We start from the raw sequence: 16077 nt of genomic DNA on the forward strand, positions 1-16077 counted from the left end.
TCCTTCCAGGCGGTCCGGCCGGCAGAGCGACTTGTCACACACTTGTCGCTTTTCCGACATCTGTCCATTAGCGTAGGCCACGGCTCGACGGCGCGCCTCCCTGTCCGCACGTGACGAAAGGCCTCTCGTGGCACGTCTCCTCTTCCGGATCGGTCGGTACGCCTCGGCGCACGCTGTCCGCTTCATCCTCGGCTGGGTCGCGGTGCTCGCCGTGGCCGCCGGCTCCTTCCTCGCGTTCGGCGGCACGCTCGCCACCAGCTTCGACATCCCCGGCACGGAGACCTCCCGCGTCACGCAGGAGATCGCCGACGAGGTCGGCGGCAGCACCGGCGCCACCGGCACGGTCGTCTTCCACAGCTCCGACGACGCCGCGCTCACCCCCGAGCAGCAGGCGGACATCTCCGCGACGCTCGCGGAGATCGGTGAGCTCGACGGCGTCGCCGCCGTCGTCGACCCCTTCGCCACCGAGGCCGAGCGCGCGGCGCAGGCGGAGCAGCTCGCCGCCGGCCAGGCGCAGATCGCCCAGCTCCCGGCGGACCAGCAGGCCGCCGCCGGGGCCCCCGTGCTCGAGGCCGGTCAGCGCCTCCTCGACGCCGCCGCCGAGCTGCGCACGGTGTCGGAGGACGGCACGGCCGCGCTCGGGACCGTCATCTTCGAGCAGACGGCCTTCGAGCTGCCCGCCGAGGTCAAGGAGTCGGTGGTCGAGGCCGCGCAGGACGCGTCGATCGACGGCGTGGAGGTCGACGTCTCCTCCGCCATCGCCACCGAGGTGGCGGGGCTGCTCGGACCGGGCGAGATCATCGGCGTGATCGTCGCGCTCATCGTCCTCGTGGTCATGTTCCGCGCGCTCCTGCCCGCGTTCACGCCGCTGGCGTCCTCGATCGTGGGCGTCGGGGTCGGCGTGGCCGGCGCGATGGCGGCCTCCGACGTCGTGGAGATGTCCAACGTGACGCCGGTCCTCGGCGTGATGCTCGGCCTCGCGGTCGGCATCGACTACTCGCTGTTCATCATGAGCCGGCACCGCCGGCAGCTGCTCGCCGGCATGGACCTGCGCGAGTCCATCGGGCTGGCGAACGGCACGGCGGGCAACGCCGTCGTCTTCGCCGGCTCGACCGTGATCGTCGCGCTGCTCGCCCTGAACGTCACCGGGATCAACTTCCTGGGCGTCATGGGCAGCGTGGGTGCGGTCTGCGTGCTCGTGGCGGTGCTCGTCTCGGTGACGCTGACCCCCGCGCTGCTCGGGCTGCTCGGCACACGCGTCCTCAGCCGCCGTGCGCGCCGCACGGTCGGTCACACGCACCACACCGACACCACGCCGACGCCGATGCGCACCTCGCGCGCCGTCGCCGGCGGTCTCGTGGGGATCCTCGCGCTCCTGGTCATCGCGATCCCGGCCCTCGACATGCGCCTGGGGCTGCCGGACGGCTCGACCGAGCCGACCGACACCACCGCGTACCGCGCCTACGAGACCACCGCCCGCGAGTTCGGCGCGGGCGCCGACGGTCCCCTCGTCGTCTCCACGCGGCTCGCCGAGCCCGCGACGGAGGAGACGCTCACCCTGGTCCAGGCCGACCTGGCCGACGAGCTGATGGCGTGGGACGCCGTCGCGGCCGTCGCCCCGGCCGGCGTCTCGCCCGACCTGGACTTCATGATCTTCCAGGTCATCCCGACGGACGGTCCCTCGAGCGAGTCGACCGAGGAGCTGGTGCACGACCTGCGCGCGGCCTCACCCCTGGACGACGGCACCGAGCTCGGCGTGGCCGGTGCCGCGAGCGGCAACATCGACGTCTCCGACCGACTGTCGGACGCCCTCCCGGTCTACCTGGCCGTCGTCGTCGGGCTCTCGCTGATCATCCTGGTCCTCGTGTTCCGCTCGCTCCTGGTGCCGCTCATCGCGACGGCGGGCTACGTGCTCTCCCTCGTGGCGGCGTTCGGTGCGATCGTGGCGGTATACCAGTGGGGCTGGCTCAGCGGCGTCTTCGGCGTCGAGACCCCCGGACCGGTGCTGAGCTTCGCGCCGATCATCATCATGGGCGTGCTGTTCGGGCTGGCGATGGACTACCAGCTGTTCCTCGTCTCGGGGATGCGCGAGGCGTACGTCCACGGGACGCCGGCCCGCGCCGCGGTCGTGGCCGGCCGCCGGAGCGGACGCGCCGTCGTCACGGCCGCCGCGATCATCATGGTCTCGGTCTTCGGCGGGTTCGTGTTCTCGCACCTGGCGATGGTCCGCCCGCTCGGGTTCGGGCTCGCGATCGGCGTCCTGTTCGACGCGTTCGTGGTGCGCATGCTGATCGTCCCGGCGCTCATGCACCTGTTCGGTGACAGGGCGTGGTGGCTGCCGCGCTGGCTCGACCGCATCCTGCCGAACGTCGACGTCGAGGGTTCGGCCCTCGAGCGCAGCCACCCGGTGCCCGGCGAGACCCACGCTGGCGGCGCCGCGGCGGGCGACGGCGAGCGGGCCGCCGACACCGACGGCCCTGTCCCCGCGGGCCACGGCAGGCACACGGGCTGAGCCCCGCACCCCACCGCGCGCCGACCGTGCGGTGACGCGACCCCGGACCACCTTCGGTCCGGGGTCGCGCTGCTTCCGGGGCGGCGGGAGGTCCGGCCGCCGGGCCGGTCAGTCCGCCGGATCCGACCGCTCGGTCGACTCCTCCGCCGCGGTCACCGGCAGACGCACGAGCCGCCGCAGCGCGAGGCGGGCGGGGACGGCGTACGCGAGGACGAGCGGACGCGGTCCCCGGATGCGGAGCCACGTCCGGGCACCGCCGTCACCCGCGGGCCCGACGCCGTGCGCGAGGTCCAGCTCGACGGGCCCGGACCGCGCGGTCCACGACCAGGTGCGGGTGCTCTCGTCGACGGCAGTCACGACGACCTCGGCGCGCAGCCCCAGCGGTCCGCGCACCACCCCCTCACGCCGGCGCGCAGGCGCGGCCCGAGCCCGTCGACACGGGTGATGTACGGCCCCCAGACCGACCACCGCGACGGGTCCGCGTACCGCTCCCAGACCACGTCGGGCGAGACGCTCCCCGTCGTCCGGATCGCGAGCGTCGAGCGGGATCGTCGCGGGGCACCGGTCATGGTGCTCGACGGTACGCGCCTGCGTAGACTTCCAGCCGCCGTTCGAGAGTGGAGGATCCGTGGAGCGCGAGGACCGCCTGTCCCGTCTGGTCGACTACATCGTCGAGCACGGCTCGGTGCACGTCGACGACGTCGTGGCGACCTTCGACATCTCCCCGGCGACCGCGCGACGCGACCTCGACGCGCTCGCCGAGCAGCAGCTCGTGAGTCGCACGCGCGGCGGTGCCGTCAGCAACAGCACCTCCGGCGACACGCCCCTGCGCTACCGGACGGTCCGGCACGGCGGCGCCAAGCGCGCCATCGCCTCGGCCGTGGCCGCGATGGTCACGCCGGGCGAGGTGATCGCGTTCAACGGCGGGACGACGACGACCGCGGCCGCCTTCGAGGTCGGCATCCGCACGGCGGCCGACCCGGCGTTCCACGACGTCACGACCACGGTGGTGACGAACGCCGTCAACATCGCCAACGACCTGGTGGTGCGACCGGCGCTGCGGATCGTCGTCACCGGCGGGGTCGCGAGGCCGCGCTCGTACGAGCTGGTGGGTCCGCTGGCCTCGCTGAAGCTGCCCGACATCACGATCGACACGCTGTTCCTGGGGGCGCACGCGCTCGACGTCGAGCGCGGCTACTTCACCCACCACGACGGCGAGGCCGCGATCAACGCGGAGCTCGTGCGCCTCGCGCGCCGGACGGTCGCCGTCGTGGACTCCTCCAAGCTCGGGGCGACGGCGTTCGCCAGGATCTGCGGGGTCGACGACGTCGACGTGCTCCTGACCGACGCCGGGGCGGACCCCGGGTCGCTGGACCGGGTGCGGGAGCACGGGGTCGACGTCGTCACGGTCGGGGGCCCGGGCGAGGGCTGAGCCACCGCGGCCTCGAGCCCCGGAGCACCTCCGCGAGCGAGAGCGGCGCGCGCCCGGTGAGGCGCTCGACGTCGTCCGTCACCGCCGCCACCTCGCCGACGGCGATCGCGATGTAGGTCGAGATCCACGCCTCGACCTGCCACGCCGGCGCGCCGAAGGCGGCGCGCGAGGCGTGCGCCTCCGGCAGCGTCTCGTCGACGTACCGCGTGGGGCGGCCGGTGACCTCGGTGACGACGGCGGCCACCTCGCCCAGCGTGAGCGCCTCCGGACCGGTGAGCTCGTAGGCGCGACCGGCGTGCGCGTCGGGATCGACCAGCACGGCGGCGGCCGCACGGGCGACGTCGGCGCGGGCGACCGCGCCGACGCGCCCCGCGCCGGCGGGGCCGCGGATCGCGCCGCTCTCGTCGGCGAACTCCGGCAGCAGGTCGAGGTAGAAGGAGTCGCGCAGGAACGTGTGGGCGACGCCGGTGGCCCGCAGGTGCTCCTCGGTGGCCCAGTGGTCGCGCGCGAGGGTGAAGGTCGCGTCCGGCGCCGCGCCGAGGAACGACGTGTAGACGACGTGGCGAACACCCGCCTCGACGGCGGCGTCGACCACGGTGCGGTGCTGCTCCAGACGATCGGCGCTCTCCGAGGCCGACACGAGCAGGAGCGTGTCGACCCCGGCGAGCGCGAGGCGGGCCGCGTCGCCGTCGCCGTAGCTCGCCATCACCACCTCGTGCGGGCCCTCCGGCGCGCGCGACGGGTCGCGGACGACCAGGCGCAGACGCTCGCCGCGTGCGGCGAGGTCGGCGGTCACGGCACGGCCGAGGTGGCCGGTGGCGCCGGTGACGGCGATGAGACGGCTCTGCACGAGGACCTCCGGGGCGACGACGGCGGGTCTCGCCACCGTACTGCGCCGGCGGCCCGTGGCCCCGGGTCGCTCTCGGGGCGGGGTCTCGCCACCGTACTGCGCCGGCGGCCCGTGGCCCCGGGTCGCTCTCGGGGCGGGGTCACTCCACCACCCCGCAGGCGGGGGCGGCTGGCTACCCTGGGCGCATCCGCACCCGAGGGCGGCGCGGCGACGGCGGAGAGGAGCGGCGTGTCCACGGTCTGGGTCGCACTGGCGCTGATGATCCTGATGGCGCTCGCCGGTCTGCTGATCCTGGTCACCGCGCTGCGGGAGCGTCGCGCGGCCGACCCAGGCACCCCACGCCGCACCGCCGCGACGCTGCGCGCGCTCGCCGGGGGCGTGATCCTCGGTGGCGTGCTCGCCGGCCTGGGCGGGGCGTTCCTGCCGATGCAGTACGCGATCGTCGCGCTCCCGTTCCTGGGACTGACGGCGGCGGTCGTCCTCGGCCTCCCGCTCCTCGTCGCGTCCGCGATCGTGTCGGCGCGTGACGGGCGCCGACCGCGCTGACCGCGGAGGCGATCGCACCGCCGTCGTAGGATCGCGGTGATGGAACCGGCGGCGAGGACGACGCGCCTGCGGCGAGGAGTGACCGCCGCCGCGGTTTCGACCCTCGTCGCCCTCGCCTTCCACCTCCTGGCCGGTGGCGCGGTGCCCGGCGTGCTCGGCGTCGTCGCGCCCCTCCTCCTGACCTCCGTGGTCGGGATGAGCGCGGGCGGGCGACGCCCCAGCTTCTGGGGCCTCCTCGCCACCGCGACCTCGGCACAGGTGCTGTTCCACACCCTCTTCTCCTTCGGGGCGACCTCGACGGGCGGCCAGGGTGGGCACGGCGGCCACACCGTGACTGCGGCCGAGATCGCGGCCACGACGGCCCACCACGCCGCCACGACGGCGGGTCACGGCTGGATGTGGCAGGCGCACCTGGTCGCCGGCGTCGTGACCGCCGTGACGCTGCACCGCGGCGAGCTCGCCGTGACGTGGCTGCGCACCCTGCTGGCCGCCCTCGCCGCCCGCGTCCTGGTCCCGACGTCCCCGGCGACGCCCGTCCCGGGTGCACGCGTCGCCGCACCGGTCCTGCCGACCGTCGTGCGCCCGACCCTCCTGCGGGTCCTGGCCGCAGCGCCCCGCCGCGGCCCACCGGTGCCGGTCCTCACCTGACCGACCGCCCGTCGCGCACCTGCCGCCGGGTGGTGCCACCACACACCCGGAAGGCACACCCGTGCCCGCACACCCCTCACCGGGGGCGCGACCGGTGCGCTCGGCGACGGCTGCCGCCGTCGCCGCGCTGACCGCTGCGCTCGCCCTCGTCGCCCTCGCATCCCCACCGGCGCAGGCCCACGACCAGCTCGTGGCCTCCAGCCCCGCCGACGGTGCCCACCTGGACGCCGCACCGACCGAGATCCGGCTGAGCTTCAGCGGTGAGCCGCTCGAGCTCGGCACGAAGGCGATGGTCACCACCGCGCAGGATCCCGCCCGGGACCTCGCGCTGGGGACCAGCGTCGACGGCCGCGACGTCGTCACCGAGGTGGCGGACCTGCCGGACGGTCACTACGACGTCCGCTGGCGCGTGATCTCCTCCGACGGCCACCCGATCTCGGGACTGATCCCGTTCTCGGTCGGGGACGCGGGGCAGCGGCCGGCGACGGCGGGCACGACCGCGCCGGAGGTCGGCGCGGACGGACCGGACGAGTCGGGTGCCTCGGGCACCCCGAGCGCGTCCGACGCCTCGCCGGCGGTGCAGGCCCCCGGTGACGGCGCGCCCCTGCGCACCGTGGCCGTGGCCGTGGCCGGAGCCGGCGCAGCCGTCCTCGCCGTGTGGTTGATCGGTCGGGTGCGCCGCCGGGCGCGATGACGCCCGCCCCACCCCCACCCCCTCACTTCTTCTGGAGCACCTCATGAGCAGCACCACGATCACCCCTGCCCGCACGACCGCGCTCGCCCTGGCCGCGGCACTGACCCTGGCCGCCTGCGGCACCGGGGCCGACGACTCCGCGCCCGCCGCCGCGACGCCGTCCGGCGGCGACGCGCTGACGATCGCCGACGCCTGGGTCAAGGCCGAGGACGAGGGCATGACCGCCGCCTTCGGCACCCTGGAGAACCCGACCGACGCCGACGTGGAGGTCGTCTCGGTCAGCTCGCCCGCGGCCACCGCGATGGAGCTGCACGAGACGGCGACGGACGACGCCGGCCAGATGGTCATGCGCGAGGTCGGGTCGTTCGTCGTCCCGGCCGGGGGCAGCGTCGAGCTCTCCCCGGAGGCGACCACCTCATGTTCATGGGTCTGCCGGACCCCATCACCGCCGGTGACGACGTCGACATCACCCTCACCCTGGCCGACGGCTCGGACCTGGAGTTCGTCGCCGTCGCGAAGGACTACGAGGGCGCCAACGAGTCCTACGAGCGCGACGGCGGGACGGACCACGGCGACATGGGCGACAGCGACACGGGCCACGGCGAGACGGCGCACGGCGACCACGAGGGCACGGACCACTGATGTCCGAGCCCGAGAAGCGCTCGGGCACCAGCCGGCGGCAGCTCCTCCTCGGGGGGCCGCCGCCGGCTGGGGCGCCGCCCTGGCGCTCGGCACCGACGCGCTCACGCGCTCCGCACCTGTGGCGGTGGCGGCCCCGGAGGACGCGAACGGCTCCATGGTCGTCCCCTTCCACGGCCCGGACCAGGCGGGCCTGACGGTTCGTCCGCAGGCGTGGTCGACCTTCCTCGCGCTCGATCTCCTGGCCGAGACCGATGCCGACGGTCTGCGGCGGCTGATGCGGCTCCTGTCCGACGACGCGTCCCGGCTCACGAGCGGTGAGCCCGCGCTGGCCGACTCGGAACCGGAGCTGGCCACGCGACCGGCGCGGCTGACGGTGACGTTCGGCTTCGGGCCCGCGTTCGTCGCACGCGCCGGTGGTGAGGTCCCCGCCTGGCTGGGGCCGCTCCCGGCCTTCGCCGTCGACCGCCTCGAGGAGGCCTGGTCGCACGGCGACCTGCTGCTGGAGATCGCCTCCGACGACCCGACGACCCTCGCCCACGCCACCCGGATGCTGCTCAAGGACACGCGGTCGTTCGCGACCGTGCGGTGGGTGCAGCGCGGGTTCCGGCGCGCCCACGGTTCGATGGCCAACGGCACGACCATGCGCAACCTGTTCGGGCAGGTCGACGGCACGGTCAACCCGGGGCCCGCGTCGGCGGACTTCGACGGCCTGGTCCGCATCCGCGACGGCGGGTGGCTCACCGGCGGCACCAGCCTCGTGGTGCGCCGCACCGCGATGGACCTGGAGGGGTGGGACCGGCTCGACCGGCCCGGCCGCGAGGCCTCGGTCGGCCGGAGGTTGGACACCGGCGCCCCGCTGACCGGTGGTGGCGAGCACACCGAACCGGACTTCGAGGCGCGCGACGCCGTGGGCTTCCCCGTCATCGCGGAGTTCTCGCACGTCCGGCGCGCGCGTTCGGACGATCCTCGGGAGCGCTTCTACCGGCGGGGCTACAACTACGACGACACGCCCGCACCCGGGCAGATCAGTAATTCGGGACTGATCTTCGCCTGCTTCCAGGCCGACCCGCTCACGCAGTTCGTACCGGTCCAGCAACGACTGTCGGACCTGGACCTGCTGAACGAGTGGACGACGCCCATCGGCTCCGCCGTGTTCGCGATCCCGCCCGGGTGCGACGAGGGCGGGTTCGTCGGTCAGACCCTGCTGATCGACTGAACCGCCGGTCGGGTCGGTCAGTCGCGGTCGCCGCCGATCAGGGCGTCCAGCACGTCGAGGGTCGACTCCCAGCCCTCGGCGTACTCGACCGACTGGCGCTCGTCCGGCCAGGGGCCGGTGTGCCGGATGACGACCCGCGTCGCCCTCCCCTCCGGCACGAGACGGATGTCGACCGCCTCGTCGACCGAGACGCCGTCGGCGTCGCTCCATGTCCAGGTGAGCGCGAGATGCTCCCGAGGCGTGCACGAGACGATCTCGCCGGAGAGGTCGATGCCCGCGCTCGCCACGCTGATGCGGTAGCTACCGCCGACGCGCGAGGGAATGTCGAGCTCGACGTCGGCCCAGTGCGACCACCACCAGGGGCGCAGCCCCTCGGCCGTGGTGAGGGCTCGCCAGACGGTCGCCGGACCCGCCGACAACGAGCGTTCCAGCTGCACGGGGTGCTCCGTGAGTCGTGTCCAGGCGTGCTGCGCGGCGATCTCGACGTCGGCAGGTGCACCCGCGGTCCGTGCCGCTGCCCCGAGCTGCGCGGACAGCACCGCCAGCCCGTCCTCCCAGCCCCCGCCGTAGCCGACGAGGTGCCGGGGGTCGAGCCGTGCGTGGTCGATCCGGAGCTCGGTCCGGTCGTCAGCCCGTGGCGTGAGCGTGATGGACACCGTGCTGGAGCTGCCGCCGTAGGTCCAGTCGTAGACGAGCCGGCGGGGCGCGCGGCACGAGACGAGACGTCCCTGCGCGAGGGGCTCGTCCGGCTCGCCGACGGCGACCCGGAACGCGTCGCCCACCTCCACCGGGAGGGTCTCGATCCGTCCGAACCATCGCGCGAGCCGGTCCGGATCGGTGAGCGCCGACCAGAGGTCCTCGGCACCGGTCCGGTAGGTGCGTCGCAGCTGCAGTGCGGGCGCGTCGGCCGAGCCCGTGAGGGCACGACGCAGGTCGGTCGTGCTCGTGTCGTCAGCGGTCATCGATCCCCCTCGTCGGTGCGCGCGGCCCGGCGGCCGCGAGCGATCTCCGTCTCCAGCGCGTCCAGCCGCGGCGACCAGAACCGTCGCTGCTCGTCGAGCCAGCGCTGGACGTCGTCGAGCGCCTCCGGTACGAGCCGGTAGAGCCGACGACTGCCGTCGGGCCGGCTCGTCGCGAAGCCCGCCTCACGCAGCAGGCGCAGGTGGTTCGAGACGGCGGGCTGCGAGATCCCGAACTCGGCGCGAACGGCGGTCACGATCTCTCCCGCCGCGACCTCGGTGCCCCCGCGGTGCCCCTGCGCCACGAGCTCGACGACACGGCGCCGAACCGGGTCGCCGAGGATGTCGAACGCGTGCATGGAGCGACCATATCAGTTGGGACTGATATGTCTCGAAGGAAGGTGTGAGCGCGGCGCCGCCCCCGGCTGGTCGGGTGACCTGCCGGGGGCGGCGTCGTCGTGCGCGTCGTGCTGTGGTGCTGGTGACGCTGGGGGTGTCAGCTGTCGGTGTTGCCGCCGACGTTGCTGAAGCCCGCGTCGTCGTAGCGGTGCAGGAACGCCGCCATCGCGTCACGGTTGATCGGGTTCACCGGGCGGTAGATCGCCGTCCCGTCGTTCCCGAGCCACCCCGTGGAGATGCCCTCCGCGACGAGCCAGGTGATCTCGTCGTAGTACTGCGTCTCCGGCGTGATGTCCGTGAACGGTGAGACCGCCGGCCCCGTGAACTCCGGGCTGTCGGCCATCCGGTACAGGAACGCCGCCATCGCGTCACGGTTGATCGGCTCCAGCGGACGGAACGAGAACGTCCCGTCCCCGTTGTCCCAGCCCGTGGAGATCCCCTCGGCGTGCAGCCAGGCGATCTCCTTGTAGAACTGGTTGTCCGTGCTCACGTCCGTGAACGGCGACGTGGTCGGCGCGGTGAACTCCGGGGAGTTGGACTGGCGGTAGAGGAACGCCGCCATGGCGTCACGCGCGATCGGGGTCACCGGTCGGAACTCACGCCCCGCCTCGGTCTCCCAACCCGTGGAGATGCCGTTGTCGAACAGCCACGAGATGTCGGAGAAGAACTGCATCCCGATCGGCACGTCCACGAACGGCACCGGCGTGGGATCGCCGGCCTCGACGCCGGTGAGGTACTCGAAGCCCTCGGCGGCGAACACGTCGTTGGCCGGGGACCCGTCGTACTCCATCACGAACAGGTCGACGTCCTGCTCCACCGCCTCGGCCAGGATCTCCTGCAGCGGCACCTCGCCCTCGCCCAGGTTGACGAAGGTCGGGCGCGGGTTCGTCTCGGGGTCGTACCCGCCCACGCCGGTCGCGTCCTTGATGTGCAGCAGGTCGATCCGCTCACCGTGCTCGGCGAGCAGCTCCACCACGTCGACGTCGGCGTGCTCGGCCCAGGCCACGTCCACCTGGAAGGTGACGAGCTCGGGGTCGGTCTCCATGACCAGGATCTCCCACGCCGAGCGGGTCTCGCCCTCGTGCTCGAACATCGTGGCGAACTCGACCGCGTGGTTGTGACCGAAGAACTTCCCGGTCCCGTTCGCCACCGAGGCCGCACCGAGGCGGTCCATCGTCTCCGCCGTCGCCAGGACGTCCTCGTAGGAACCGAACCCGGGAGCGGCGAACCCGCCGGAGCCCACGTACCGCTGACCCAGCACCGTCGCCCTCTCGAGGGTCTGCGGGAACTGCGCCTCGGTCACCTCGGCCCCACCGTTGTGCGCCGACGGGATGGCGATCCCGTAGGAGTCGGCTAGCGCACGCGTCTCCTGCGCCGACAGCCCCGCGAACGTCCGGGAGAACGGCTCGATGTTCTCGAAACCGATCGTCGACAGACGGTCCATGACCGGGACGATGCCGTCCTGGTTGACCCAGTTGTTCAGCGAGAACATGCCCATGGACACCTGCTCCACCGGGATCTGGACGTTCTCGCCGTCGCCGTCGTCACCGCCGGCCGGGAGGCCGGTGATGTACTCGAAGCCCTCGGTGGCGAAGGACTCGCCGTCGGGGGTGCGGTCGTACTCGAGCGTGTAGAGCTCCACGCCGACCTCCTGCGCCTTGGCCAGGATGGCCTGCAGCGGCACGTCGCCCTCACCGAGGTTGACGAAGGACGGACCGGTCGCGGCGCCGAGGTTCGTGGCGTCCTTGATGTGGAGCAGCTCGATGCGGTCCCCGTACTCGTCGAGCAGGTCGACGACGTCGACGCCGGCGTGAGTGGCCCACGCGACGTCGAGCTGGAAGGTGACCAGGTCCTCGTCGGTGTTCTGCGCCAGGATCTCCCAGGCGGACAGCTCCTCGTCGGCGTGGTCGCCGGCGGGGAAGACGGTCGTGAACTCCGAGGCGTGGTTGTGGCCGAAGAACTTCCCGACCTCGGCCTCGACCGACGCGGCGCCGAGACGGTTCATCGTCTCCGCCGTCGCGAGCGTGTCCGGCAGCGTGTCCAGACCGGGGGCGGCGAACCCGCCGGACCCGACCCACTGCTGACCGAGCGTGGAGACGTACTCGAGCGTCTCGTCGAACGTGGTCTCGTCGGTGTTGTAGTGCGAGGTGAGCACGCTCAGACCGAGGTCGTCGGTGATCTCGCGGAACTCCGACGCCTCGTAGGGCTCGAGGTTCGCGCCGTACGGCTCGACGTTCTCGTAGCCGATCTCCGCGAGGCGCTCGAGGACCGGCTCGAGGCCGACCTCCTCGGTCCACGGACCGAGGGAGTACATGCCCATCGAGACCTGCTCCACAGGGATGTGGATGGGGTCCGGCTCCTCGCCCGCGGGGATCTGCGTGACGCCGTCGCCGTCCACCAGCCACGAGTCGAGCTCGAGGCCGGCGCTGCCGGTGACGAACAGCTCGCCGGTGCCCTCCGGGAACGCGACCGCGCCACCGTCGGCGCCGGTGAACGCGACGTCGGCCCACCCGTCGGAGGCGATGCTCGCCGTCGCGAACGGCTCGGCGTCCGCCGCGCCCCAGCGCAGCTCGACCGTGCCCTCGCCCTGCGCCCGTGCGGTCACGCCGTCGATGCCGACGAAGTTGACCGGCGTGTAGGACAGCTGGCCGCCCTCGCCGAACACGACCTTCTGGAAGGCCTGCGCGGACTGATCGGCGACGCGCTCGGCGCCGGCGATCGTGTTGCTGTGCTCGGCCTGCTGGTCGCGCACGTTCAGGACCGTGGAGACCTCGGTGCGTGCCGGGTCGACCTCGTCCGTGCCGTTGTCGAAGTACGTCGCCACGATGACGCCGTACAGCTTCTCGGTCTCACCGTGCTCGACGGCGTCGGCCGGGGTGTTCATCGTGCCCTCGCACGTCTGGGTCCGCGACTCGAGCGGGTGCGCGTGCGTGTCGTGCCCGAGACCGAAGGTCCAGGACAGGTTCTCGCAGACGATCTCGTCGCCGTCCTCGGCGTCGGTGGCCGTGTACCGGTACGGCACGGCGTCACCCCACGAGAAGAACCCGCCGTCGGCCGGGTAGTTCAGCGTCAGCTCGGGCGCCTCGTTGCCGACCGTCACCACGGTGCTCGTGGCGGTGGACTTGCCCTGCGGGTCGGTGACGCGCAGCGTGACGGCGTAGGTGCCGACCTGCTCGAACGTCTCCTGGGCGGAGACGCCCTCGGCGTCGAACGTCCCGTCGCGGTCGAAGTCCCACTCGTAGGTGAGCTCCTCGCCCTCCGGGTCGTAGGACTGCGAACCGTCGAACGTGACGGTGACGGGAGCCGTGGCCGAGGAGGCCGGGTCCGCCGTCGCGATCGCGACCGGGGACTTGTTCTCCGGAGCCCACTCGACGCGGTACAGGCCCGCCTCGGGGTTCTGCCGGAAGAAGCCCTTGCCGTAGTCGAGCACGTACATCGCGCCGTCGGGGCCGATCTCCATGTCGATCGGACCGGACCACGTCGGCTGGTTGTTGGTCTCGAGAGCCTCGTTGGGCATGAAGTTCTCGATCTCGGTGACCGCGCCGTCCCAGTCCACACCCTCGTCGGTGCCGAGCCCCTCGAGGCTGATGGCGGCGACGTAGTCCTGGCTGAACTCGTACATGAACGCCTTGCCGTCCCAGTACTCGGGCAGCTGGCCGGGGTTCTCGATCGTCTCGTCGTAGCGGAAGACCGGGCCGCCCATCGGGCCCTGGCCGCCGTTGGGCGAGAACTCGACGAGCTCGTCGAACGGCTGGTCACCCGGGTTGTCGCCGTAGTAGAGCTGCGGCGCGGTGGCCGGCGGGAGCGTCTCGAGACCGGTGTTCCAGCGCGAGTTGTTCACCGCGCCGGCCTCGCAGTCGAAGAACTCGCGCGGTGCGGAGTTCTCGAAGTCCCACTCGTTGTAGTTGGCGTTGGGGCCGTGGCAGTACGGCCAGCCGCCGTTCATCGCGACGGTCGTGGACTGCCACTCGACGTAGCCCATCGGACCGCGCTCGTCGCTCGCGACGCCGGAGTCCGGCCCGTAGTCGGCCCACGTCAGGGCGCCGGAGGCGGGGTCGACCGCCATCCGGAACGGGTTGCGCAGACCGCCGACGTAGATCTCCGGGCGCGTGCCCTCGGTCCCCACGGGGAAGAGGTTGCCCTCGGGGATCGAGTAGCTGGCGTCGTCGTTCACCGCGATGCGCAGGATCGCGCCGCGCAGGTCGTTGGTGTTGCCGGCGCCGCGACGGGCGTCGACGCCCGGGTTCATGCCGGGGGCGTCGTTGTTCGGCGCGAAGCCGTTGGCACCGGGGGCGCTGGCGGGCGTGTTGTCGCCCGTGCCGAGCAGCAGGTTGCCGTCGAGGTCGAAGTCGATGTCACCGCCGACGTGGCAGCACTGACCGCGCTGGGCCTCGACCTTGAGGATGACCTCCTCGTTGTCCAGGTCGAGGGTGCGCGCCTCGAAGTCCCACTGGACGCGCGTCAGCTGGTTGTAGCCGCGCCAGATGTCCCAGTAGGAGTCGTCCTCACCCTCGGGGAGCGACGTGGGGGCCGACCCCTCGGGCGTGGTCTCGGGGTAGTTCTCGCCCTCGTCGTTGCTCATCACCCGGGGGGCGTAGAACAGGTAGATCCACCCGTTCTCCTCGAAGTCGGGGTCCAGCGCCAGGCTCTGGAGACCGTCCTCGGAGTTGTTGTAGACGTCGATGTCCGCGATCTGCGTCGTGGCACCGGTGCTCGGGTCCGTGTGGCGGATGACGCCGTCGCGCGCCGTGTGCAGCACGGTCAGGTCGGGCAGCACGCTCAGCCCGATGGGCTCGCCCACGTCCTTGGCCAGGAGCACGCGCTCGTAGTTGGCCCAGTCGGTGGGGTCCGTCGGGTCGGCCGCCACCACGGGGGCCTCGTGGTCGTGGCCCGGGTGGGCCATCGCCGCGGTGGGGGGCAGTACGAGCGCCCCCACCGCTGCAGCGAGCACACCGGCTCGCAGCTTCCTTCTCATCACAGTGCACTTCCTTCGTCGTCGAACGTTGTGCGACGTGGCGGCCCCGGTCAGGTGGGCCCCACGGCGGGTTGTTCGGGCGTTGGTCCCTGCTGCTCCTTCCTGTCCGCCCCCGACGGCTCGACCGCGTGTGCGATCGAGAAGACTCAGCCCCCGGACGCGCTCAGCGGGTCGAGAACGCGGCGTCGAACGCGGCGTCCGACGGGTCGAAGGCGTGGGTCCGCACGAACTCCAGCGCCTGGGGCGCGCCGATCAGGCGGTCCATCCCGGCGTCCTCCCACTCCACCGACAGCGGGCCGGTGTAGCCGATGGTGTTGAGCATCCGGAACGCGTCCTCCCACGGCACGTCGCCGCGGCCCGTGGAGATGAAGTCCCAGCCGCGGCGCGGGTCGGCCCACGGCAGGTGGGAGCCGAGACGACCGTTGCGGCCGTTGGTCAGGCGCTTCTTCGTGTCCTTGCAGTGGACGTGGTAGATCCTGTCCTTGAAGTCCCACAGGAACGCCACCGGGTCCAGGTCCTGCCACACCATGTGCGACGGGTCCCAGTTCAGTCCGAACGACTCGCGGTGACCGATCGCCTCGAGGGTGCGCTGCGTCGTCCAGAAGTCGTAGGCGATCTCGCTGGGGTGCGGCTCGAGCGCGAAGCGGACGCCGACCTCCTCGAACACGTCGAGGATCGGGTTCCAGCGGTCGGCGAAGTCCTGGTAGCCCGCCTCGATCAGCTCGTCGGAGACGGGCGGGAACATCGCGACGTACTTCCAGATGGCCGAGCCGGTGAAGCCCGTGACGGTCTTCACCCCGAGCCGCGCCGCCGCGCGCGCCGTCATCTTGAGCTCCTCCGCGGCGCGCTGCCGCACGCCCTCGGCCTCGCCGTCGCCCCAGATGCGGTCGGGGAGGATGTCGCGGTGGCGCGCGTCGATCGGGTCGTCGCAGACGGCCTGACCCTTGAGGTGGTTGGAGATCGTCCAGGCCTTGAGGCCGTTCTTCTCCAGGATCGCGAGGCGGTCGGCGACGTAGTCGTCGTCCTCCGCCGCGCGCCACACGTCGAGGTGGTCGCCCCACGAGGCGATCTCGAGACCGTCGAAGCCCCACTCGCCGGCGAGCCGGGCCACCTCCTCGAAGGGCAGGTCGGCCCACTGGCCGGTGAACAGGGTGACGGGACGGGGCATGGGGTTCCTTCCGGAGGTCGTTCTCGCGGGCGGGGT

General features: G+C 72.6%; 12 protein-coding genes and 1 pseudogene. 7 read left to right on the plus strand and 6 right to left on the minus strand.

Annotated features, from left to right (window positions below):
* The first annotated feature begins 127 nt into the window (after positions 1 to 127).
* Positions 128 to 2512 (plus strand): MMPL family transporter, encoded by a 2385-nt coding sequence (locus tag QQK22_RS14395; protein ID WP_284251656.1) that lies wholly within the window; start codon positions 128 to 130, stop codon positions 2510 to 2512.
* A gap of 108 nt (positions 2513 to 2620) precedes the next feature.
* On the opposite strand, the gene QQK22_RS14400 is transcribed toward QQK22_RS14395, so the two are convergent.
* Positions 2621 to 2905 (minus strand): hypothetical protein, encoded by a 285-nt coding sequence (locus tag QQK22_RS14400; protein WP_284251657.1) that lies wholly within the window; start codon positions 2903 to 2905, stop codon positions 2621 to 2623.
* Positions 2906 to 3140: 235 nt separating this feature from the next.
* On the opposite strand from QQK22_RS14400, the gene QQK22_RS14405 reads away from it, so the two are divergent.
* Complete coding sequence (locus QQK22_RS14405) at positions 3141 to 3944, plus strand: DeoR/GlpR family DNA-binding transcription regulator (RefSeq protein WP_284251658.1); 804 nt, start codon at positions 3141 to 3143, stop codon at positions 3942 to 3944.
* On the opposite strand, the gene QQK22_RS14410 is transcribed toward QQK22_RS14405, so the two are convergent.
* Positions 3916 to 4830, minus strand: a complete 915-nt coding sequence (locus QQK22_RS14410; protein ID WP_284251659.1) for an SDR family oxidoreductase — start codon at positions 4828 to 4830, stop codon at positions 3916 to 3918. The genes QQK22_RS14405 and QQK22_RS14410 overlap by 29 nt on opposite strands.
* Before the next feature lie 192 nt (positions 4831 to 5022).
* On the opposite strand from QQK22_RS14410, the gene QQK22_RS14415 reads away from it, so the two are divergent.
* The 5 genes and pseudogenes from QQK22_RS14415 to QQK22_RS14435 all read left to right on the plus strand — a co-directional run bounded on the left by QQK22_RS14415 (position 5023) and on the right by QQK22_RS14435 (position 8540).
* Positions 5023 to 5340, plus strand: a complete 318-nt coding sequence (locus QQK22_RS14415; protein WP_284251660.1) for a hypothetical protein — start codon at positions 5023 to 5025, stop codon at positions 5338 to 5340.
* 39 nt (positions 5341 to 5379) lie between these two features.
* Positions 5380 to 5988 carry a hypothetical protein gene (locus QQK22_RS14420; RefSeq protein ID WP_284251661.1) on the plus strand — a complete coding sequence of 203 codons (609 nt, stop codon included), beginning with the start codon at positions 5380 to 5382 and terminating at the stop codon, positions 5986 to 5988.
* Positions 5989 to 6049: 61 nt separating this feature from the next.
* Positions 6050 to 6682 carry a copper resistance CopC family protein gene (locus tag QQK22_RS14425; protein ID WP_284251662.1) on the plus strand — a complete coding sequence of 211 codons (633 nt, stop codon included), beginning with the start codon at positions 6050 to 6052 and terminating at the stop codon, positions 6680 to 6682.
* Positions 6683 to 6899: 217 nt separating this feature from the next.
* Positions 6900 to 7324, plus strand: a pseudogene (locus QQK22_RS14430) (copper chaperone PCu(A)C).
* Between the two features lie 154 nt (positions 7325 to 7478).
* The gene (locus tag QQK22_RS14435) at positions 7479 to 8540 is read left to right on the plus strand and encodes a Dyp-type peroxidase (RefSeq protein WP_348525599.1); all 1062 of its coding nucleotides are present in this window, start codon (positions 7479 to 7481) and stop codon (positions 8538 to 8540) included.
* Between the two features lie 17 nt (positions 8541 to 8557).
* Here QQK22_RS14435 and QQK22_RS14440 read toward each other — a convergent pair whose 3' ends face one another.
* The 4 genes from QQK22_RS14440 to QQK22_RS14455 form a co-directional block, all read right to left on the minus strand.
* Entirely contained in the window at positions 8558 to 9502 is a 945-nt protein-coding gene (locus tag QQK22_RS14440; RefSeq protein ID WP_284251663.1) for an SRPBCC family protein, read from the minus strand.
* Positions 9499 to 9858 carry an ArsR/SmtB family transcription factor gene (locus QQK22_RS14445; RefSeq protein WP_284251664.1) on the minus strand — a complete coding sequence of 120 codons (360 nt, stop codon included), beginning with the start codon at positions 9856 to 9858 and terminating at the stop codon, positions 9499 to 9501. Before QQK22_RS14445 ends, QQK22_RS14440 begins: the two co-directional genes overlap by 4 nt.
* Before the next feature lie 137 nt (positions 9859 to 9995).
* Positions 9996 to 14873 (minus strand): PQQ-dependent sugar dehydrogenase, encoded by a 4878-nt coding sequence (locus tag QQK22_RS14450; RefSeq protein ID WP_284251665.1) that lies wholly within the window; start codon positions 14871 to 14873, stop codon positions 9996 to 9998.
* Between the two features lie 163 nt (positions 14874 to 15036).
* Positions 15037 to 16041 (minus strand): sugar phosphate isomerase/epimerase family protein, encoded by a 1005-nt coding sequence (locus QQK22_RS14455; RefSeq protein WP_284251666.1) that lies wholly within the window; start codon positions 16039 to 16041, stop codon positions 15037 to 15039.
* Positions 16042 to 16077: the final 36 nt, after the last annotated feature.

The sequence above is a fragment of the Litorihabitans aurantiacus genome (genome assembly GCF_030161595.1).
GTDB classification, from domain to species: domain Bacteria; phylum Actinomycetota; class Actinomycetes; order Actinomycetales; family Beutenbergiaceae; genus Litorihabitans; species Litorihabitans aurantiacus.

Bases quoted from the DNA above. Each gene is read 5' to 3' on its own strand.
- QQK22_RS14420 (WP_284251661.1), top strand. From the start codon at position 5,380: ATGGAACCGGCGGCGAGGACGACGCGCCTGCGGCGAGGAGTGACCGCC.
- QQK22_RS14435 (WP_348525599.1), top strand. From the start codon at position 7,479: ATGGTCGTCCCCTTCCACGGCCCGGACCAGGCGGGCCTGACGGTTCGT.
- QQK22_RS14440 (WP_284251663.1), bottom strand. From the start codon at position 9,502: ATGACCGCTGACGACACGAGCACGACCGACCTGCGTCGTGCCCTCACG.
- QQK22_RS14445 (WP_284251664.1), bottom strand. From the start codon at position 9,858: ATGCACGCGTTCGACATCCTCGGCGACCCGGTTCGGCGCCGTGTCGTC.
- QQK22_RS14450 (WP_284251665.1), bottom strand. From the start codon at position 14,873: ATGAGAAGGAAGCTGCGAGCCGGTGTGCTCGCTGCAGCGGTGGGGGCG.
- QQK22_RS14455 (WP_284251666.1), bottom strand. From the start codon at position 16,041: ATGCCCCGTCCCGTCACCCTGTTCACCGGCCAGTGGGCCGACCTGCCC.